Genomic DNA, 19,956 nt, shown 5'->3' with positions numbered 1-19,956 from the left:
ACGCGGCATACCGGCGGATGCTGCTTCAGATAGGAAAATCCATGACCTTGAAGACCACAACCGGCCCGGCCGAGCGATGGCTCGTGCTCTTGTCGGTATGCCTTGCCGCGATGACCATGCCCTTGACCTTCACCGGTCCGGCCGTCGCACTCTCCCGCATCGCGGCCGATCTCGGCGGCAGCCCGATCGCGCTCAACTGGGTGACGAACGCCTTCATGCTGACCTTCGGCGCCAGCCTGATGGCGGCTGGCGCGCTCGCCGACAACCACGGCCGCAAGCGCATCTTCCTCGCTGGCCTCTGCCTCTATGTCTTGGCGTCACTGGGCGCCATGCTGGCGCCCGACATCGTCTGGTTCGACATCTTCAGGGCCGCCCAAGGGATCGGCAGTGCCTTGGCCTTCGCCGGCGGCGCCTCGGCACTTGCCCAGGAATTCGAAGGGCCGCTGCGGCTGCGCGCCTTCTCCTTCCTTGGCACCAGTTTCGGCATCGGCCTGGCCTTCGGTCCGATTGCCTCCGGCCTGCTCATCTCCGCATTCAGCTGGCGCTCGATCTTTGTTCTGGTCGCAGCGCTCGCGATCGCCTCGGCAGTGCTGGGCCTGCGCACCATCAGGGAATCGCGCGACCCGGATGCGACCGGCCTCGACTGGGCGGGTGCCGGCACCTTCACCATAGCGCTGGCCTCGCTGGCCTATGGTGTCCTGCAGGCGCCGCAGAGCGGTTGGGCCGATCCCCTTGTCATCGCCCTGCTCGCCGCGGCAGTCGTCTTCTTCACCGCGTTCGTAGTCGTTGAGCGGCGCGTGCGCCGGCCGATGCTCGATCTCACGCTGTTTCGCTTTCCCCGCTTCGTCGGCGTCCAGTTCCTGGCGGCGGCACCCGCCTATGGCTTCGTCGTCCTGCTGGTGCTGTTGCCGATCCGCTTCATCGGCATCGAAGGGATGAGCGAGATCAAGGCTGGGCAATTGATGATCTGCCTCTCGGGGCCGCTGCTGATCCTGCCCCTGCTTGCCGGGCAGCTGGCGCGCTGGACCGCGCCGGCCACGATCTGCGGCGCGGGCCTGCTCATCGCTGCCGCCGGCCTCGTCTGGCTGAGCCTGACACCACCGGTCGCCATCGCGCTGGTGGCGCCGCTGGTGCTGATCGGCATTGGCATCGCCCTGCCCTGGGGGCTGATGGACGGGCTCGCCGTCAGCGTCGTGCCGAGGGAGCGCGCCGGCATGGCGGTCGGCATCTTCAACACCACGCGAGTCGCCTGCGAGGGCGTGGCGGTGGCCATCGTCATGGCGACCCTGTCAGGCTTCACCGCGGCACAACTCGCCGCCCAGGGAGCCTCTTCCAGGGATGCGGCTGCCGCAGCGCAATTGCTGGTAACGGGCAATGTCGGTGAAACGGCGCAACATCTGCCGACGGCGAACGCGGCCATTCTGGTCGGGGCCTACGAGACGGCGTTCGACAGGCTGCTGATCGTGCTGGCCGCGATCACCATCGTCACCGCTCTTGTCGTCTTCCTCGGCCTGCGCCGCGGATCGGCGGCGGAACACGAAGCCGTCCCGCTACAGGCATGCCAGGAAGGGTAGCGGTCAGTGCATGTCGCCCAAAAGTGCGCAGCGGCTTTGGGAAAACGACATGCACCAAAATAAGCGACCTCACGTGATGACGAGGCTCGCTATGCGGTCACCATCCAGCGTGAAGGTCATATCGCCCTCGCCGTTGAAGCCCTTGCCCTTGACGGCGATGCGGACGCGATAGGAGCCTTCCGCCGGCGTGATGCTGACGATGCTCAGATGCGACTTCACGCCGATATTGTCCGACTGGTTCCAGCGCGCGATCTGCTCGCGGCCCTGGAACGACCGTCCCCAGTCGGTCAAGGAGGCATCAGCCTTGAACGTGTTGAGAAAGGCTTCCGTGTCGCCTTCATTGGTGGCCTCGACAAAGCGGCGGATGGGGTCGGGTGTGGTCATCAGTCGAGCCTGTGCATCAAATCATCATCCAGCCAGCGGCCGAAGAAATAGACCAGCTGCTTGTGCCACCATGGCCAGTCATGGCTGACGTCGCCGCCCCAGTAATCGACCCAGGCCGGAATGGACTTGTCGCGCAGGATCTGTTCCAGCTGGCGCGTCTCGACCAGCATGCGCTCTTCCCAGGCGCCCTGCCCGCAGCAGAAGATCAGCCTGAGCGCCTTCAGCCGCGCCAAAAGCTTCGGATCGACGATGCCGGGCAGATAGTCGAGCGGCGAGTTGTAGAAGATGTCGCCCTCCAGCGCCTTGCCGAAGAAATCGCGAGCCGAATAGACGCCTGACAGCGATATGACGCCGCTGGCGAGTTCCGGAAACCGGAAGACGAAGTTCGAGGAATGGTAGCCGCCCATCGAACAGCCCGAGAACAGTGGCTTCAGCTTGCGCCCGCCATTAGCTTGCACTGCTGTGGCCAGGACCTCCGGCAGCGCCTCCTCGCGCACATAGCGGAAATAGGCCTCGTGGCGGGCGATGCGCTGCGCGGCATCGACATGCTTGTTGAAGAAGGACTCCGAATCGATGCCGTCGAGCGTGAACAGCTGGATGCGGCCGGTGTCGATGAACTCGCCAAGCGCGCCCACCCCGCCGGAATCCTCGAACTGATAGAACCGTCCCTGCGAGGTCGGGAACACCACCACCGGCCGCCCGGCATGACCGTAGCGCTTGTATTCCATGTCGCGGCCGAGCTTGCCGGAGAAATGCTTGTGATAGGAGATGTCCATGGTCTCAAGCCTTTTCCGCGTGGATATAGGCGACCGCTTCACGCAGTGCCGCCTGATCCTTCGAGCGCATCTGGTAGGCGTAATTTCCCATGGCGCGGCTGAAAACCTCTTCTATCGGCTGATGGTGGACGATCTTGTCGCGGTGCGCGGCTAGCACGTCCTCATGGCTGTGCAAATAGTGAAGGTGCCGCTTGCGGCTGGCATAGGCGGTGAAATACTTGCCCTCATAGGGCCCGCCGGCGGCGTCCTTGACCACCATGTCGGCCCACGCCGCGTAGACATCGATGTCGAACGTGTAGTTGATGGCATCGGTCATCCAGGCGCCGGGCGGCCGCATGTTGACCTCCAGCGCGATGATCCGGTCGTCCCTGGTCTCGAACAGTTCGATATGGAAGAAGCGCTCGCGCACGTCGAACGCCTTCAGGATCTTGCGGCCGGCCTCCTCGACCGCGGGCCGGATCTGGGGAAAGCAGGTGTAGCTCATATGACGGTCCTTGTTGACCACTTCCATGACGCTCTGGTCGTAGCGGTGGCTGGCTGCCAGCACCACCTCGCCGTCGCGGTTGACCAGCCCGTCATAGGTCACCACCAGCCCTTCGATGAACTGCTCCATGACGAAGGTCACATCCTCGGGCTTGTCCCGGAAGAACTGGTCGAGCTCCCCTGTGTTGGAGATCTTGAAGGTGTTCGAGGCGCCGGAGCCCGAATCCGGTTTCACCACGACGGGGTAGCCGACGCGGCGGATGAAGGTCATGGCACCGGCACGATCGGAGCATTTGCGCTGCGCGATCGTCTCGACGCCGCTCTTGCGGAAGAAGGCGCGCATGCGGCTCTTGCGCTTCAAGTTCTTCACGAAATCGAGCTTGGTGCCGTAGATGTTGAAGTCAGTGCGGATGTTGGCTTCCAGCTCCAGCCAGTGTTCGTTGAGCGATTCGAAACGGTCGATGCGGCCCCATTTGTGGATGAAATGCCCCATCGCCCGGAACACCGGGTCGTAGTCCTCCATGTCGGCGACGCGGTAATATTCCGAAAGCGCTGCTTTCAGTCTGCCGTCCAGCGCGTCATAGGGCGCGTCGCCAATGCCGAGCACCGTGGCGCCGGCCTTCTTCAGCCGGTCGCAGAAATCGGCACCGTTGGTCGGAAAATGCGGCGAGAAGAACACGAAATTCATGGACAATCCCCTCCCGGTGACAAGGCACCGCAGCCCCGTCGGCATCCAAGTCTGGCGCATTTGCGGCGCGCGGGGAAGAGCATCCGCATTAGGGATAATGTTCAACGGATTCAGCCCCCCGCTTGCCTCTACGGGGGCGCTCCTGTATGAGAACCGGCATGAACACGCGCGCCATCACCGCTTCCCGTCAGACCGGCTTTGCCGGCGAGACCGTTCGCGCGCTTGCCTCGACCCTGCTTCTTCTCGGCCTTATCGGCGATCGCCGGGTTCGCTGAAGGAGCGCCCGGCGGTCGAACCGCCGCGCAAGCGCATGCTCCTTGGCCAGTCTCAAAATTGGCAGTCACATCAAGCGAACGAAAATCTGGTAAAGGCGCCACTCGCCAGCAATCCGTCTGAAGACGGATACGAGGGCCGCCGGGAGAACAAGACGATGAACGCACGAGAACAAATCCGCCCTGATGCCGCGGTAGCCGGCAACGATGCCGGATCAGCCCACGGCATGCCCGACGCGGCCCGCAAGTATCAGCCCTATCCGACTGTTGGCCTCACCGACCGGACCTGGCCCTCAAAGGTGATCGACAAGGCGCCGATCTGGTGTTCGGTCGACCTGCGCGACGGCAACCAGGCGCTGATCGACCCGATGGGCCATGAGCGCAAGGCGCGCATGTTCGGCCTGCTGCTCGACATGGGCTTCAAGGAGATCGAGATCGGTTTCCCCTCGGCCTCGCAGACCGATTTCGACTTCGCCCGCTGGTGCATCGAGGAAGGCAATGTCCCCGCCGATGTCTCGCTGCAGGTGCTGGTGCAGTGCCGGCCGGAGTTGATCACCCGCACTTTCGAGGCGCTGAAGGGCGCCACCAACCCGATCGTGCATTTCTACAATTCGACCAGCGAATTGCAGCGCCGCGTCGTCTTCGAAAAGGATGTCGGCGGCATCAAGCGCATCGCCACCGACGCAGCCAAGATGATCACCGACATGGCGGCCAAGGCCGGCGGCGGCTATCGCTTCGAATATTCGCCGGAAAGCTTTACCGGCACCGAGCTCGAAGTGGCGCTGGAGATCTGCAACGCCGTCACCGAGATCGTCAGGCCGACTTCAGACAACAAGCTGATCATCAACCTGCCGTCGACGGTCGAGATGTCGACGCCCAACATCTATGCCGACCGCATCGAGTGGATGTGCCGCAACCTGGACAACCGCGAGAACCTGATCATCTCGCTGCATCCGCACAATGACCGCGGTACCGGCATCGCCACCACCGAACTCGGCCTGATGGCGGGTGCGGACCGCGTCGAAGGCACGCTGTTCGGCAATGGCGAGCGCACCGGCAATGTCGACATCGTCACGCTGGCGCTCAACATGTACACGCAAGGCGTCGATCCGGGCATCGACTGCTCCGACATCAACCGGATGAAGGACGTCTACGAATATTCGAACCAGTTGAAGATCCCCGAGCGTCACCCCTATGTCGGCGAGCTCGTCTACACCGCGTTTTCCGGCTCGCACCAGGACGCCATCAACAAGGGCATGAAGGCGCTGAAGAAGGCCAACACCAGCCTGTGGGAAGTGCCCTATCTGCCGATTGACCCGGCCGATGTCGGCCGCAGCTACGAAGCGATCATCCGCATCAATTCGCAGTCGGGCAAGGGCGGCATCGCCTATGTGCTGCAGGCCGATTACGGCCTCAATCTGCCGCGCAATCTGCAGATCGAGTTCAGCCAGGCGATCCAGGCGATCACCGATGCCGAAGGCAAGGAAGTGCCGGCCAAGCGCATCTATGAGCGCTTCCTCGAAAGCTATGTCGACCAGCCGGGCGCGCGCCTGAAATTCCTCGACCACCACACCTATCCCGATACCGTGGTCAAAGGCCGGCGCGTGGTCGAGGCGATCATCCTCGACAACGGCAAGGAAGTGACCATTACCGGCACTGGCACCGGCCCGATCGACGGCTTCGTCAATGCGCTCTCGCGCCATGTCGGTGTCGAGATGTCGGTGCTCGATTATTCCGAGCACTCGATGCAGCGCGGCTCAAATGCCTCGGCGATTTCCTATGTCGAAATGGAATATCCCGGTGGCAAGCTGTTCGGCGCCGGCATCAACACCAACATCGTCGCCGCCTCGCTGGAAGCGGTGACTTCGGCCGCCAACCGTATCGTCGGCCGCAAGGCGCGGTAAGCTTTGCCAAGGATTGGCGCGAGAGATCTGAACGGCTCTCGCGCCGGTCATTTTTTCAAGCCCGAACAAGGTCTTGGCCTCGAATGGCTGATGTCGGCGGCGGCGCGCTCGTCCTGTCGCCGACATCGGCCGCGCCATTAACCACCGGAAAATTATCCGGTTAGGTACGCGATCGCATAATGGGTGTATACTTGTGTGGTGGTGCGAGCCCTATATGATCGTATCTCAACCTGTGCCGACTTCGAGAGGATCGACACTTGCAGCATGCCACGCCTGCCGCCCCCGCAGTGCGCGAGACACTGGAGCGACTGCTTGCGAGCGAAACGTTCGGACGATCCGAGCGCGCGCGCAAGCTGATCCGTTATCTCGTCGAACGCGAGCAGGCCGGCGAAGCCGACAGGCTCAAGGGCTTTTCCATCGCCATGGATGTCTTCGGCAAGGACGGCGATTTCGATCCGTCGACCGATGCCGTGGTGCGGGTGCAGGCAGGCAGGCTGCGCGAATTGCTGCAGCAGTATTTTGCCAATGAAGGCGTCGCCGAGCCCGTCCGCATCGCCATTCCACGCGGCGGCTACGTCCCGGCCTACGAGCTCAACGCGATCCGTTTGCCGGAAGCAGCCAAACCCGCCGAACAGACGTCAGCGGCTCCATCCGAGCACCCCGGCGCCGCCGACGATACCCTTGCGGCCGCCGCATTGCTGGCGCCGGCGGCACCCGTGCCCTCGGTGGCGCGCCATCTCAGGTTCTTCTGGATGGCGATCGCCATCGTCATCGCCATGCTCGGTGTCCTGATCCTGCGTCAGGGCAGCGGCGCGCTGCTGGCCGGCGGCGATCTGCCGGCCACGTTCGAGAGCGGCGGCCTGACCAGCAACATCGCGCCGTCCCCCATGAGTGAGGCCTTGCCGCTTGTCTATATCGCCGTCAAGGCCAGCGGCACCGATGCCAGCCGCGTCGCCGCGTCGTTGCGCGCCGGCCTGAGCGGCTTCGATACGATCGACTTCATTGGTCGCGACACCGTCGACAAGACCGATCCGGTCGCCAGTGCAACGAGCTTCATGTTCGATGTCCTGCCTGGGCCGGGCTCAGGCGACATCACCATCGAATTGCAGAGCGTGGCGACCGGACGGGTGCTTTTGTCGCGCAACCTGGCCGCCGCCGACAGCGCGCCATCGGCCGTCGAGGACCGTATCGCCGGCATCCTCAGTTCAGCGCTGCCCGCGTCCGGCACGATCTACAGCTATATCGAACAGAGCGGCATTCAGACCGCGCTGACGCAGTGCCTGCTGCTCAACGACAAATATTATCTCGACCAGAACGCCAAGACCCACGAGGCCGCCTATCGCTGCCTGGAAACCCTTGCCGAGAACGGCGCCAAATCACCGCTGGTCTATTCGGAACTCGCCTCGCTGCACCTGGAGGCTGTGAACGACCACTATGCCTATCCGCCGGATGCAACGATCGAAAAGGCGATGACATTCGCCCATCGCGCCGTGCAGATGGGGCCGACCAGCCCCTATGCCCACCGCTCCTACGGCTACATCAATTCGCGTCTTGGCAACGCCGACGAGGCGCTGCGCTGGATGCGCAAGGCCTATGACCTCAACCCCTACGATCTCGCCATGGCCGCGGCCTATGGCTACGGGCTGATTTTCGCCGGCCGGTATGCCGAGGGGACGCCGATCCTGGCCCATGCGGTGGATGCTTCCAGCGGCCATCCGACATGGTGGGATTTCGGGCTTTTCGCCGGCGAATTCATGCTCGGCGACGCCAACAAGGCCGCGATCGCCAGCTCTGCCCTGAGAACGACCGCAACGAAATCGCACTATCTTGCCGCCCGGCTGATCGGCGCCAGGATCTCCGGTCAGGACAGCCTGGCACGCAAGCTGCTCGATGAACTCACCGCCAAATTCCCGAAATTCGCCGCCAATCCGCGTGCGACCTTCGTCGACCGAAAATATCCGGCCGATCTGACCGAGCGGCTGGTCGGCGCCTTGCGCGCCGCCGGGCTTGGCAACGCCAGCTAACGCCAAGCAGCATCCACGGCTCGGCGCGTCGGCCATTGTCGATTTCGTACGCACCGATCATCGAATAGCGGTTAGCCGGCGCGTTCTGTCACCAACCGTACAAATCGCGAAAATTTTACTGGCCATGGCGCTGGACGAAGAGCAATCCAGCCGCATTTGGTGCCTGGTCCCGTGCCTTTCTCAGTCCCGCAACAAGCCCCCAGCTTCATGATTTCATCGCTCTATGCCGCCGAACAAGGACCTGGTTCGAAGACCATCGTCCTGCTGCATGGTTTCGGCGGTTGCCATGATGTCTGGCGCGAGGTGATCTCGTCCCTGTCGCCTCCCGCGCGCACGCTGGCCTATGACCTGCCGGGCCACGGCCTGTCGCTCGATTTCCCGGGCGCCGGTTCGGCCAAGGTGGCCGCCAGGGCGCTTCTCGCCGATCTCTCCACCCGGGCGCCGAAGCGCGTTCATCTCGTTGGCCACTCGATGGGCGGCGCGGTGGCGGTGCTGATGGCCCTGGCGGAGCCGGAGAAAGTGGCCTCGCTGACGCTTCTGGCGCCCGGCGGCTTCGGTCCGGAAATCAACGGGCCACTGTTGCGCCGCTATGCCGGCGCACGCAGCCCGTCCGAGATCCGCGCCTGCCTTGCCGCCATGTCGGGCCCACGGGCACGGCCTTTTGATCATACCGCTGATACGCTCTGCGAAATGCGCAAGCGGCCCGGGCAACTGGAAAAACTCGCCGAGATCGCGGCCGCCATGACCAGGGACGACCGGCAAGGCGTCATCCCGCGCGACCAATTGGACAGGCTGGCCATGCCGGTGATGGTGGTGTGGGGCAGTGATGACGCGGTGCTGCCCTTCACCCAGGCGGACGACCTGCCCGCGCGCTTTCATGTGCATCACGTGCTGGAGGCCGGCCATATGCTGATCGAAGAAGCGCCCGATCTGGTGGTAAGTATCATCCGGCGCAACATGAACCGTCGCGCCAGGCCCGTTCGCCCGAAACTCGCCGCCGCGACAGGTTGAGTTCCTTCCAACGCACCATCCCCAGCGCCTTGGTCCGTCGATCTCGCCAGTGCATTTTGCCGGCGGCTGTGTTAACCCCGTGTTAACCAAACCCGCGAGGCAGACGCCGATGAAGGACGCAGGCGAAAAGATCGATCCGTCAAGAAAACTGTCCGATGCTATCCGCGATGTGAAGAACGCCTTCGCCGACCGCGACGATGTCGTCGTCGACATGCGCGAGGCGCATCGCATGCGCCTCGATCTGCTGGCCGCCGAACTTGCACCCGTCTTTGCCGATGTTCCGTCCGACATGGACAATTTCGACTTCGTCGTTTCCTCGGGGCTGCAGCCGCGCCTGTGGATCGATGCCGTCAGCCATGTCGCGATGGGGCGCGACCGCCGCACCTACCGCTTTCTCAAGGACACCCGCATTGGCCGCGTGGTGCTTGCCGAATCGACCGAGATGAAGCCGGTTGCCGATTCCGTGACGCGCTATGTCGCTGAGCGCATCGTCGAGCGCCAGAGGATGATGGAAGGCGGGGTCGAGGCCGCCGGCATGAAGCGCGCCGAGGTGGCGGAAGCCGAGCCGCCGCTGCGGTCGATGACGCGCAGCAAGGGCTGGTCGGCCTTCCTGTCAGGCCTTGGCCTGGTCGCCGCCGGCGCGCTGGTCGGCCTGGCGGTGTCGGTCGCCCTGTTCTGGGACCGCATCGTGGCGATGGGGCTCAGCTTGCGGCCATAGCGGCTGCGGCGGCCACGCCAATCTCCAGCGTCTGCAGATCGGCAGGCGGCATCGCCGGCCCGGTCAGGCCGCGTCGCGTCAGGCGGATGCGCCAATTGCCCTTTTCGCCATCGATGTCGAACAGATTGTACTGTGCCGCCGGATGCTTGCCGCCCGGCGCCTGGCCGGCAGCGGCGACGCCAACCGTCGGAATCCGGACCGCCCGGGTACCGATGAAAAACAGCGACGGCAGATGCGAATGGCCGTGCAGGACAAGCTCCGCACCGTGGCGGCGAATGATCTTGTGAAAGCGTGAGATCCCGAACAGCCGCTTATGCTGCGAGACGGCGCCGCGCACCGGCGGATGGTGGATCATGATCGCGCGAAACAGGCCTTGCCCGCCGGTGTCGCGGAGAATCTTGCCGAGCCGCTCCGCCTGCCCTTCCATGAAGAAACCATTGGCCATGAAGGGTGCGGTGGCGCGCGCCGTCGAGACGCCGATCAGCGCGACATTGCCGCGCACGCGAAGATAGGGAAATGCGTTGCGGTCGACCGGCATGTTGACGCGGTCGCCGCTCATCCAGGCCGCCCATGACCGGCAGACCTTGTCGAAGGCCCCTGGCACATAGGCGTCGTGGTTTCCCGGAACCACGGAAACGTCGTGCGGCGATCCCAGCGTCTCCAGCCAGTGTTTGGCCATCTCGATCTCGCCGTCGAGCGCCAGATTGACCAGATCGCCGGTGACGGCGAGATGGTCGGGGTTTTGCGCCTTAATGTCGGCGGTGATGGCGTCGATGACGGCGTCATGCATGTGGCGGCGGCGGTTACGCTGCCAGTTGACGTAGCCGAGCACGCGCTTGGAGGCGAGATCGCGATAGGATACATCGGGGAGCGGCCCCAGATGGACATCGGAAATATGCGCGAGCCTGAACATCCATCCCTCATAGGCGACCAGCGCCCGGCTTTCCACTCAAGGTTTCCTTACCAACCACGGTTTCGCACCTGATGGCGAACCCGGAGGACGCCTTCCGCCAGACCGGCTGGGCAGGTTTGAGGGCTCGGCTGTTCCATCTCTATTTCGTGCTGCGGCGGCCAATGACGCTCGGCGTGCGCGGCCTCGTTCATGACACTGCGACGAATTCCGTCTTCCTCATCCGTCACACCTATGTGCCCGGCTGGCAGCTTCCCGGCGGCGGCGTCGAAGTGGGCGAAACGCTGGCCGAAGCACTGGCGCGGGAACTCGCCGAAGAGGGCAACATCGCGCTGGCAGCACCGCCGGTGTTGAAATCGATGCATTTCAACCGCCGCTCCAGCCGGCGCGACCATGTCGGCTTCTATCTCATCGAGCAGTTCAGCCAGACAGCGCCGAAGCAGCCGGACCACGAGATCGCCGAGGCCGGCTTCTTCCCGCTCGACCATTTGCCGGAGGGCACGACGCCGGCGACGCTGCGGCGGATCGCCGAGGTTTTTGGGGACGAACCCGCGTCGCCCTATTGGTAAGCTTGCCTTAGCCGTTAAAAAAGTTCCGAGCTGTATTGATCAAGAAAATACACGGGGGGCGATTCCATGGATGTCGAACAAGTAAAATCAGTGAGCGTATGGCCCTATGTCGGCTTTTATAGTCTCATGATGGTCGGCTTGACCGTCGTGTTTATCGGCATCGCGATGATCTTTCCGTCGCTACCCGACAGCTTTGGCCGTGCAAGCGGCTTCGCCATTACGTTCGGGTCGACCTTTTTCGCCTCTTACAAATTCATCAAGAGGAACCTTCGGCTTTTCAATCGAGACGAGTATTGGAAGATAACGTTTTTCTCGTCTCTGGCCTCGTGCCTGCTTTCACTGGTGCTCGTAGGCCTTGCTGTTGCGGGCGGAGCCATGCCGGGAAGCGATACCATCCCTGCTCTCGTCTGGGTTTTCATCCTGTTGTTTGCCGGGCTTGTGGTTTTCGGTATCAACGCCCTGGGCTACTCCAGCCGGATGGGCAAGAGTTTCCTGAAAGCAGAACTTGCCAGACAGGCGCGCATCAACGCCGAGACCTTCCAGTAAAGTCTCGGCGATTTCAGATCGCGAACCGCCCCCGGTCATGCGGCGCGCCATAGTCGAGCTCCGGCCCGACCGGCACGATCCGTGTCGGATTGATCGTTTCGTGGCTGCCGTAATAATGCGCCTTGATGTGATGCAGGTTCACGGTCGCGGCGACACCAGGCACCTGGTAGAGGTCGCGCAGATAGTTCGACAGGTTGGGATAGTCGGCGATGCGCCGCAGATTGCATTTGAAATGGCCGACATAGACCGGATCGAAGCGTACCAGCGTGGTGAACAGCCGCCAGTCGGCCTCGGTGATGCGGTCGCCGACGAGATAGCGTTGTTTTGACAGCCTCTCCTCGAGCGTATCCAGCGCCGCGAACAATTCGCCGAACGCCTCCTCATAGGCGCGCTGCGTGGTGGCGAAGCCGGCGCGGTAGACGCCATTGTTGACCGCGGGATAGACCAGCGCGTTGACGCGGTCGATCTCACCGCGCAGGTCCTTTGGATAAAAGTCGAGGCTTGCATCGCCCCATGCGTCGAACACCGAGTTGAGCATCCGGATGATCTCGGAAGACTCGTTGGAGACGATCGTCTGGTCCCTTTTGTCCCACAGCACTGGCACCGTCACCCGGCCGGAATAGGCGGGATCGGCCTTGGCATAGATCTGGTGCAGGAAATCGAGGCCGTAAAGCGTGTCGCCGGTGGCGCCGTCCTCGGCGAGGAAAGTCCAGCCGTTCGCCCCCATGAAGTGATGCACGACCGAGACGGAGATGACGTCTTCCAGCCTCTTCAGTGCGCGAAAAATCAGCGTCCGGTGCGCCCACGGGCAAGCGAGCGAGACATAGAGGTGGTAGCGCCCGGGCTCGGCCTTGAAGCCGCGCGTCCGGCCTTCGGCCGGCACCCCGTCAACGGTGATCCAGTCGCGCCATTGCGACTGCGTCCTCACGAATCTGCCGCCGCTGTCCGCCGTATCGTACCAGCGATCCTGCCACCTGCCCTCGACCAGCAATCCCATGCAAATCTCCTTGCGTCCTGTCGCCCAATGTAGGCGCAAGGTTGCCCTGTCGAAGACGTCAGGCGCTGAACAGACCGTCACCTGACGGAGACGGCGGACATATCAGGCCAATTGCAGCGGCCGAAAATTGATGCTAGCGGACACTCCGCATGTTTGACTTTGCTTTGATCCGGTTTGACCGACGACGAAAGGGCGCCCGCGCTTGATGAAGCGCTGACTGGCGAATGCTGCCGTTTGCAGCAAACCTTTCCTCCTTACCGGAACGCAAAGACCATGAGCCTTGCCGACGTGAAATACCTGCCGGAAACTCCGGCGCACGACCCTGAAATCGAAGCCATCAATGACGAGGCCTTCGGGCCCGGCCGTTTCGTGCTGGCCGCCTACAAGATCCGCGAAGCCGGCGGCCACGAGCGCGCGCTGTCCTTTGTCGCGGTCGACGGCAATATCGTCGTCGCCTCGGTGCGCATGACCCGCATTGCCGCCGGTGCCGGCCGCGCGCTGATGCTCGGGCCGCTCGCGGTGCGGCCGGCCTTCAAGAACCTCGGCATCGGCCGCCGGCTGGTGGCGATCGCACTCGAGGCGGCCGTCAAGGCCGGCGCGCCGGCCGTCATACTGGTCGGCGACGAGCCTTATTACGGGCCGCTCGGCTTCAAGCGCATCCCGCGCGGCCAGATCTCGATGCCGCGTCCAGTCGATCTCGACCGCCTTTTGTCGCATGAGATCACGCCGGGCGCGGTTGCCAGGCTCGCGGGCGAGGTCGGTCATGCCAGCCAGGCCAGGGTCGCCGAGCACGTCTAGACAGTGGCTTGACCTTGCCCTTCGATCCGGGCCTGATCCGGTCCTGTTCTCATAGGAAAGGATGACGCCATGAATCCGAACGGCCAGATCGCGATCGTGACCGGCGGCGGCTCCGGTCTTGGCGAGGCGACGGCGCGCGCGCTTGCCGCCAAGGGTGCCCGCGTCGCCATCTTCGATGTCGGCATCGATCGCGCCGCCAAGGTCGCGGCCGACATCGGCGGCATTGCTGTGCAATGCGACGTCAGCAGCGCCGACAGTGGTGCCGCAGCCGTCGCCGAGACGGCGAGCAAGCTGGGCGAGCCGCGCATCCTGGTCAACTGCGCCGGCATCGCCATTGGCGTGAAGACGATCGGCAAGGATGGCCCCCATCCGCTCGATCAATACCGCAAGGTGATCGAGGTCAATCTGATCGGCACCTTCAACATGATCCGCCTCGTCGCCGATCGCGCAGCGAAGCTCGAGCCGCTGCAGGGCGGCGAGCGCGGCGTCATCGTCAACACCGCTTCGGTCGCCGCCTATGACGGCCAGATCGGCCAGGCCGCCTACTCCGCCTCCAAGGGCGGTGTCGTCGGCATGACACTGCCGGTGGCGCGCGACCTTGCCCGTTCCGGCATCCGCGTCTGCACCATCGCACCCGGCATCTTCAAGACACCGATGATGGCCGGCATGCCGCAGGACGTGCAGGATTCGCTGGGCGCCGCCGTACCCTTCCCGTCGCGGCTCGGCGAACCATCCGAATATGCGGCGCTCGTCCTGCACATCATCGAAAACCAGATGCTGAACGGCGAGACCATCCGCCTCGACGGCGCCATCCGCATGGCGCCGAAATAGCGCTGGCCGACCTGCTGTCGGAAAGGACCGATCCGCCTGCAGGGCCAAGGTGAAGGAGCAAGCTGACCAGGCGACCTTGCCAGATCCGACCTGCAACACCGATAAGCGAATAGAAATTGTGGCGAGCGTTTTGATGAAGCAAAATCAAAATAAGGACGTGATCCGCGAGACCGACGCCGAGGCGATCCGGTTGGCGAAGACGCTTCTGCGCAGTGCCCGCTTCGGCGCGCTGGCGGTGCTGGAACCGCAGACCGGGTCACCGCTGGCAAGCCGGGTCGGCGTCGCCACCGACATCGACGGCGCGCCGCTGATCCTGGTCTCGATGCTGTCGGCGCACACGCCTGCCATGCTTGCCGATCCACGCTGTTCCCTGCTGCTCGGCGAACCCGGCAAGGGCGACCCGCTGGCGCATCCGCGCCTGACGCTGATCTGCCAGGCATCGCGGCTCGAGCGCGGCTCTGACGCGCATGCTCGTGCCGAGCGCCGCTATCTCAACCGCAATCCCAAGGCGAGCCTCTATGCCGGGCTCGGCGACTTCTCGATCTTTCGCCTCGAGCCGCAACGCGCCAGCCTCAATGGCGGCTTCGGCAAGGCATATCTGCTCGATCGCTCCGATCTCGTCACCGGCGGACCCATTGTCGAAGAGCTTGCGGCGAGCGAACAATCCGCCGTGGACCACATGAACGCGGACCATCTCGACGCGATCGCCGTTTATGCGCATCATTTTGCCGGGGCATCTGGCGACGGCTGGAGCATCACGGGTTTGGACGCCGATGGCATGGATCTGGTGTCGGGAGACAATGTTTGCCGGGTATTCTTCCCACAACCCCTGGTATCGGCGCGGGAATTGAGACCCGTTCTGGTCGAGATGGCCAGGAGCGGCCGGGCGGCCGGGCAGGCAAGCGATCAAACTTAATTGCATTTGATCAAAAGCAACACTTGAGATTTGAAAGAAATGTTCTACCCTTCAGAGATGGCGCTGACTCGTCAGTGACCTTTCGCAAGTGAATTTATGGATTCAGGCACCATTGCCCCCATGGCGCCTCGATGAGCAAACAGCATGGGGCATTCATGGTCTCGACAAAGCTAGTCGCCAACGCCGAATCGGCTGCCGAATTTCTGATGCTGATGGGCAACGAAAAACGGCTGTTGATCATGAGCTATCTGATCGACGGTGAAATGTCGGTCGGCGCTATCGCCGAAAAGGTGATGCTCAGCCAATCCGCCCTCTCGCAGCATCTGGCCAAGTTGCGGGCGCTTGATCTCGTGGAAACCCGCCGCGACCGTCAGATGATCTACTACTCCTGCAAATCCGAAGCGGTGCGCGAGTTGCTTGTCGTGCTGGATGGTATTTTCGGCACCGGCAAGGAGGACCTTTCCCAGATGGCGCACAGATTGCGCCGCGCCGGGACTTGACCGGACGCTCCTACGGCCTTTTAGCTCGCTGACGATTTCCGGAGCGTGGCTTGTGTGTCTCTTTCGACGCACGAACCGCGCTCTCGATCTTTGAGCGGAGGACATGGACCCAATTCGCATCGACGACCCACGGGATTCTCGTGTCGCCGCCTATCTCGATATCCGTGAACGCGATCTTGCCGGCCGGCAAGGCCGTTTCGTCGCCGAAGGCAAGGTGGTGCTCGATCTGCTTCTTTCGTCGAGCCGCTTCGGTGCCGAATCCGTTCTTGTCCTGGAAAACCGGCTCAGTGGCCTGAAGGATATCTTGCACAAGGCGCCCGCCGACCTGCCGGTCTACGTCGTCACCACAACGGTGATGGACGCGATCGCCGGCTTCCACATGCATCGCGGCATCCTGGCCATCGGCCGCAAGGAGATGCCGCAAGCGGCCGGACCATTGCTGGATGCCTTGCCCGACCAAGCCCTGGTGGTGGTGCTTGTCGGCATCGCCAACCACGACAATATGGGTTCGATCTTTCGCAATGCCGCCGCCTTCGGCGCCGATGCGGTGCTGATGGACGCGACATGCTGCGATCCGCTGTACCGCAAGGCGATCCGCGTCTCCGTCGGCGCCGTGCTCAAGATCCCATTCGCCTCCTTCACCGACACTCCTGGCTTTACGGCGATGCTCGCCGAACGGGGCTTTGAACAATTCGCCCTGTCACCGCGCGGACGAACCGACATACGCGATGCAAAGCCGGCAGGACGCCTGGCGCTCTATCTCGGCACCGAGGGCGAAGGCCTGCCCGAGAGCCTGCTTGCGCGCCTGCAAACCGTGCGGATCACCATGTCGAAAGGCTTCGACAGCCTGAACGTCGCGGCAGCGTCAGCTATCGCGCTGCACCACTTCTCGCACCGTTAAATGGCAGCACCACCGCTTCAGTTCGCGGCCGCCTTCTGCAAGGCGCGCACGCGGTCGGCGAGGCTGCGGTCGCCGCCGTCGGATCGGCTGTCCGCCGGTGCCGCCAGCGCCTTGGCGATCGGTGAATCAGGTCCCTCGAGCTTGGCCGTCAGGTGGACGACTTCAGCCGCCAGCTCGTTCATCTGCTCGCGCAGCGCGGCACTGCTATTGGCCGAACCCGACGATGCCATGGCGCCGAGATCCGCCTTGAGCCGCTTGTTCTCGCGCGCCAGCGCCGTCAGCCTGGCCTCCAGCCGCTCGCGATCGCTGTCCAGCTTGGCGATCGCCTGATCCAGATCATCGCGCCTCGGGGCCTGGTCATGTCTGCCCGCTTCATCCGGCTTGCCGACCAGCCGTAGGGCCGGTCCGCCATCCTCGGCCTTCGCCTTTTCGCGCAGCCGCGCCAGCTCTTTTTCGCGGCGGTCGAGCTTGTCCTCGCGATCGGCGAGCGTTGCCAGCAGCCGTTCGACTTTCTTGTCGAGTTCGGCCGCCCTTTTCTTCTCCGCCTTCAGGGCATCGCGCGCGGCCTTGCTTTCGGCCGCGATCTCCTGATGGCGCCGATCTGCTTCCTTGCGCTGGCCGCGCAGCAGCGAGATGTCGCTGGCGAGCTTCTGCAATTCGGATTCGCGCGCCACGAGCTCGATCTGTCGGCTGCTGGAGGAAAAACTGGCATCGTCGTACATGTGCTCCAGCTTTTCGAGCTCGAGCGCCCGCTTCTCCAGCTTGCGCTCGGTTTCCTTGAGCCGCTCCGAAAGCTGATGCAGTTCCTCTTCGCGCTGCCGCAGCGCCTCGCTCTTGGCGCCGAGTTCGGCGAGCGCGTGGTTCTTGTCCGTACGTTCGACCGCCAGCCCCTTCAACGCCTCGCGGCCACGGTTGATCTCGACGAGTTGTTCGGCCGCTTTCTCACGCAGCGCCTTGACGTTCATTTCGAGGCGGCGCGTCGCCATGGCGTACTCGGCCCGGATGCGATCCTTGTCGGCCTGGATCTCGGCCTGCGTCAGCGGGATTGAGGCTTCGATGCGCCTGCGGGTCAACGCGACGGCACGCCGCCAGACGGCCGGAGCCACGATCAGCGCCAGAAAGCCGGCACAGAGAAAGCCGAGGGCAAAGAACAGGACCGACTGAACCAAAGGACTACCCGCTATCGGCGGCAACCGCCGGAACTGGACCGCATCATACTGGCATGGCGGAAATCCGGCGCTGCGGCAAGAGCTTGCCGCGGCGCATTGGGGGTCACAGGCCTACAAATCCCATCGAAAACTCGGCATTGCGGTCATGACGGGTTGGACTTTAGAACGGATTCCACGTCGCCCGTTCGGTCAGCTTCAAATAGCCGAGATTGACGCCGAGCCGGGCGCCGACACCGGTGCGGATCGGCACCAGAAGCACATTGTTGTTCTTCAGCACATTGAAGCCGACGCCCGCCACCACATAGGCCGAACCGGCCACGCCGCCGTAGCGGTTATAGAGGTTGCTGACATCGTCGAGATTGTAGACCAGCATCATCACCCGGGACCCCTCGCCGCCGAAATCCCAGCCCAGCGACGGGCCTTGCCAGAACACTTTGTGGTCGCCGGCATTCTTGGTGTAGAGCGTGCCTTCGCCATAGGTCAGGCCGCCGATCAGCGCGCCCGACCCCTCCTCACCGAGCAGATAGCCATTGGGCAGGCCGTAGGAGGCGAAGATCTTCTCGACGACGGTGGCGAGCCCACCCGATGTCGCGCCGAAGAACTTGTGACCGGAATCGATAATCTCCTGAGCGGTGTATTCCTGGGCCCGCAGGGCTGAGGTCGAGAAGACGAGAACGCCCATGAGCGCGATCGCCATTGAGCAGACGCGGAGAAAGTTCCGGCCTGAGATGACACGGAGGAAACTCCGGTCGTAGAATCGGGAAAACATGCTTCCAATCTCCGTCATGGAGCACTTTCGCCGACGCCTCGCATCCGGTCCGGCTCTTTAGGCGGCCGTTAAGGATGACTGTTAGGGGCAAACTATGCCGTAATCCTTTTTCAACCATTAACTCCCACAGGAAGATGGCGGTTCAAAGGCTGGCTTTGGGGTCGCGCGGCGCCGGGAGCCTGCGCGAACACGCCATTTGCCCCGACGACAATTTTGGGTTTGTTGCTGTACGTACGAGTGCTGTGTATTCAGAAAGCCTCGGGTTGGAGCGTGATTCGTGTGGGCAGGCGCGACGATCAATCGCTCGGCCACGAATTGTGGAATTTTGCAGGGATTTTCACCGATGGCCGATCTGTTCACCCTCTCCGCGCCTGACCTGGCGGCGCTTCTGTGCAGCCGCGTCTGCCACGACATCATCTCGCCGGTCGGCGCGATCAACAACGGGCTTGAACTGCTCGACGAAGGCGGCGCCGACGAAGACGCCATGCGGCTCATCCGCCAGAGCGCCAAGAACGCCTCGGCCCGGTTGCAGTTCGCCCGCATCGCCTTCGGCGCGGCCGGTTCTGCCGGCATGCTGATCGACACCGGCGACGCTGAAGCGGTGGCAATCGCCTTCCTCAAGAATGAAAAGCCGGAACTGATCTGGAACGGGGCCCGCGCGCTGCTGCCCAAGAACAAGGTCAAGCTGCTGCTCAACCTGATCCTGGTCGCCAACGCCGCCATTCCGCGTGGCGGCAAGCTGGTCGTCACGCTCGAGAATCTCGAAACCGAGCCGCGCATCTCCCTTTCGGCAAGCGGCCCGATGCTGCGCGTGCCGCCAAAATTCCTCGAACTGCATTCCGGCCACAAGCCGGAAGAGCCGATCGATGCGCATTCGGTGCAGCCCTACTACACGCTGCTTCTGGCCCGCGAAGCCGGCATGACGATATCGATCCATGCGACGGCGGAAGAAATCGTGCTTTCGGCAGCCTGAGCATCCGGTGGATTTGCCGGGAGGGCAAAGTATTTCAACGGCGTAATATTGCCGTGATGGCTCGATGAGTAGCGTTGAGCTTCTCCCAATCGGCCGCGTCGAAGCATCTGCAACGAAAGTCCTTCAGACCGCATCTTTGCAAAAATTTTACCTAATGGCTTTTCGGGTTCTTTACCAGATCGGTCTAGGGTGCTCGGCAGATACCCCGCACGACCGGATTGCCCCAGGGCAAAGAGGACCCGG

Annotated in this window: 20 protein-coding genes; 13 read left to right on the top strand and 7 right to left on the bottom strand. The window is 63.2% G+C overall.

The features are described 5' to 3' along the window. Positions 1-41: 41 nt before the first annotated feature. Positions 42-1,574: an MFS transporter gene (locus DBIPINDM_RS25760; protein WP_258581835.1), complete on the top strand. Its 1,533-nt coding sequence runs from the start codon at positions 42-44 to the stop codon at positions 1,572-1,574. Between the two features lie 69 nt (positions 1,575-1,643). On the opposite strand, the gene DBIPINDM_RS25755 is transcribed toward DBIPINDM_RS25760, so the two are convergent. From DBIPINDM_RS25755 to DBIPINDM_RS25745, 3 genes are read right to left on the bottom strand one after another with little or no spacing between them, the layout of a single operon-like run. Next, entirely contained in the window at positions 1,644-1,958 is a 315-nt protein-coding gene (locus tag DBIPINDM_RS25755) for a nuclear transport factor 2 family protein (protein WP_258581834.1), read from the bottom strand. After that, on the bottom strand, positions 1,958-2,734 hold the full coding sequence (locus tag DBIPINDM_RS25750; protein WP_258581833.1) for an esterase family protein: 777 nt from the start codon (positions 2,732-2,734) through the stop codon (positions 1,958-1,960). Before DBIPINDM_RS25750 ends, DBIPINDM_RS25755 begins: the two co-directional genes overlap by 1 nt. 4 nt (positions 2,735-2,738) lie before the next feature. Further along, positions 2,739-3,905, bottom strand: coding sequence for an ATP-grasp domain-containing protein (locus DBIPINDM_RS25745; RefSeq protein ID WP_258581832.1), 1,167 nt, complete (start codon positions 3,903-3,905; stop codon positions 2,739-2,741). Positions 3,906-4,335: 430 nt separating this feature from the next. On the opposite strand from DBIPINDM_RS25745, the gene leuA reads away from it, so the two are divergent. The 4 genes from leuA to DBIPINDM_RS25725 all read left to right on the top strand — a co-directional run bounded on the left by leuA (position 4,336) and on the right by DBIPINDM_RS25725 (position 9,834). Further along, positions 4,336-6,081, top strand: a complete 1,746-nt coding sequence (gene leuA / locus DBIPINDM_RS25740; protein WP_416361710.1) for a 2-isopropylmalate synthase — start codon at positions 4,336-4,338, stop codon at positions 6,079-6,081. Between the two features lie 257 nt (positions 6,082-6,338). Further along, positions 6,339-8,105 carry a tetratricopeptide repeat protein gene (locus DBIPINDM_RS25735; RefSeq protein ID WP_258581831.1) on the top strand — a complete coding sequence of 589 codons (1,767 nt, stop codon included), beginning with the start codon at positions 6,339-6,341 and terminating at the stop codon, positions 8,103-8,105. A 207-nt stretch (positions 8,106-8,312) separates the two neighbouring features. Next, a complete protein-coding gene (locus DBIPINDM_RS25730) occupies positions 8,313-9,116 on the top strand; it encodes an alpha/beta fold hydrolase (protein WP_258581830.1) in 804 nt (267 codons plus the stop codon). 109 nt (positions 9,117-9,225) lie between these two features. Next, positions 9,226-9,834 carry a hypothetical protein gene (locus DBIPINDM_RS25725; RefSeq protein WP_258581829.1) on the top strand — a complete coding sequence of 203 codons (609 nt, stop codon included), beginning with the start codon at positions 9,226-9,228 and terminating at the stop codon, positions 9,832-9,834. On the opposite strand, the gene DBIPINDM_RS25720 is transcribed toward DBIPINDM_RS25725, so the two are convergent. Next, entirely contained in the window at positions 9,818-10,747 is a 930-nt protein-coding gene (locus tag DBIPINDM_RS25720; protein WP_258589340.1) for a metallophosphoesterase family protein, read from the bottom strand. The genes DBIPINDM_RS25725 and DBIPINDM_RS25720 overlap by 17 nt on opposite strands. A gap of 71 nt (positions 10,748-10,818) precedes the next feature. Here DBIPINDM_RS25720 and DBIPINDM_RS25715 point away from each other — a divergent pair, with 71 nt between their 5' ends. Beyond that, positions 10,819-11,313, top strand: coding sequence for an NUDIX domain-containing protein (locus DBIPINDM_RS25715; protein ID WP_258581828.1), 495 nt, complete (start codon positions 10,819-10,821; stop codon positions 11,311-11,313). A gap of 66 nt (positions 11,314-11,379) precedes the next feature. Continuing rightward, positions 11,380-11,859: an ABZJ_00895 family protein gene (locus DBIPINDM_RS25710; RefSeq protein WP_258581827.1), complete on the top strand. Its 480-nt coding sequence runs from the start codon at positions 11,380-11,382 to the stop codon at positions 11,857-11,859. A 13-nt stretch (positions 11,860-11,872) separates the two neighbouring features. Here DBIPINDM_RS25710 and DBIPINDM_RS25705 read toward each other — a convergent pair whose 3' ends face one another. Further along, the gene (locus DBIPINDM_RS25705) at positions 11,873-12,856 is read right to left on the bottom strand and encodes a glutathione S-transferase family protein (RefSeq protein ID WP_258581826.1); all 984 of its coding nucleotides are present in this window, start codon (positions 12,854-12,856) and stop codon (positions 11,873-11,875) included. A gap of 273 nt (positions 12,857-13,129) precedes the next feature. On the opposite strand from DBIPINDM_RS25705, the gene DBIPINDM_RS25700 reads away from it, so the two are divergent. The 5 genes from DBIPINDM_RS25700 (at position 13,130) to DBIPINDM_RS25680 (ending at position 16,802) form a co-directional block, all read left to right on the top strand. Then, on the top strand, positions 13,130-13,654 hold the full coding sequence (locus tag DBIPINDM_RS25700) for a GNAT family N-acetyltransferase (RefSeq protein WP_258581825.1): 525 nt from the start codon (positions 13,130-13,132) through the stop codon (positions 13,652-13,654). Between the two features lie 69 nt (positions 13,655-13,723). After that, on the top strand, positions 13,724-14,485 hold the full coding sequence (locus tag DBIPINDM_RS25695) for a 3-hydroxyacyl-CoA dehydrogenase (protein ID WP_258581824.1): 762 nt from the start codon (positions 13,724-13,726) through the stop codon (positions 14,483-14,485). Between the two features lie 133 nt (positions 14,486-14,618). Beyond that, the gene (locus tag DBIPINDM_RS25690; protein WP_258581823.1) at positions 14,619-15,401 is read left to right on the top strand and encodes a HugZ family protein; all 783 of its coding nucleotides are present in this window, start codon (positions 14,619-14,621) and stop codon (positions 15,399-15,401) included. 155 nt (positions 15,402-15,556) lie between these two features. Beyond that, entirely contained in the window at positions 15,557-15,901 is a 345-nt protein-coding gene (locus DBIPINDM_RS25685) for an ArsR/SmtB family transcription factor (protein ID WP_258589339.1), read from the top strand. A 103-nt stretch (positions 15,902-16,004) separates the two neighbouring features. Continuing rightward, positions 16,005-16,802 carry a TrmH family RNA methyltransferase gene (locus DBIPINDM_RS25680; protein ID WP_258581822.1) on the top strand — a complete coding sequence of 266 codons (798 nt, stop codon included), beginning with the start codon at positions 16,005-16,007 and terminating at the stop codon, positions 16,800-16,802. 17 nt (positions 16,803-16,819) lie between these two features. On the opposite strand, the gene DBIPINDM_RS25675 is transcribed toward DBIPINDM_RS25680, so the two are convergent. After that, on the bottom strand, positions 16,820-17,971 hold the full coding sequence (locus DBIPINDM_RS25675) for a hypothetical protein (protein ID WP_258581821.1): 1,152 nt from the start codon (positions 17,969-17,971) through the stop codon (positions 16,820-16,822). A 160-nt stretch (positions 17,972-18,131) separates the two neighbouring features. Then, entirely contained in the window at positions 18,132-18,668 is a 537-nt protein-coding gene (locus DBIPINDM_RS25670; RefSeq protein WP_246135674.1) for a DUF1134 domain-containing protein, read from the bottom strand. Positions 18,669-19,083: 415 nt separating this feature from the next. On the opposite strand from DBIPINDM_RS25670, the gene chpT reads away from it, so the two are divergent. Beyond that, a complete protein-coding gene (chpT, locus tag DBIPINDM_RS25665) occupies positions 19,084-19,713 on the top strand; it encodes a histidine phosphotransferase ChpT (RefSeq protein ID WP_258581820.1) in 630 nt (209 codons plus the stop codon). Positions 19,714-19,956 lie beyond the last annotated feature (243 nt).

The sequence above is a fragment of the Mesorhizobium sp. AR02 genome, from assembly GCF_024746835.1.
In the GTDB taxonomy this organism is placed as follows: Bacteria; Pseudomonadota; Alphaproteobacteria; order Rhizobiales; family Rhizobiaceae; genus Mesorhizobium.
This window is presented reverse-complemented; position numbering and strand designations above follow the sequence as displayed.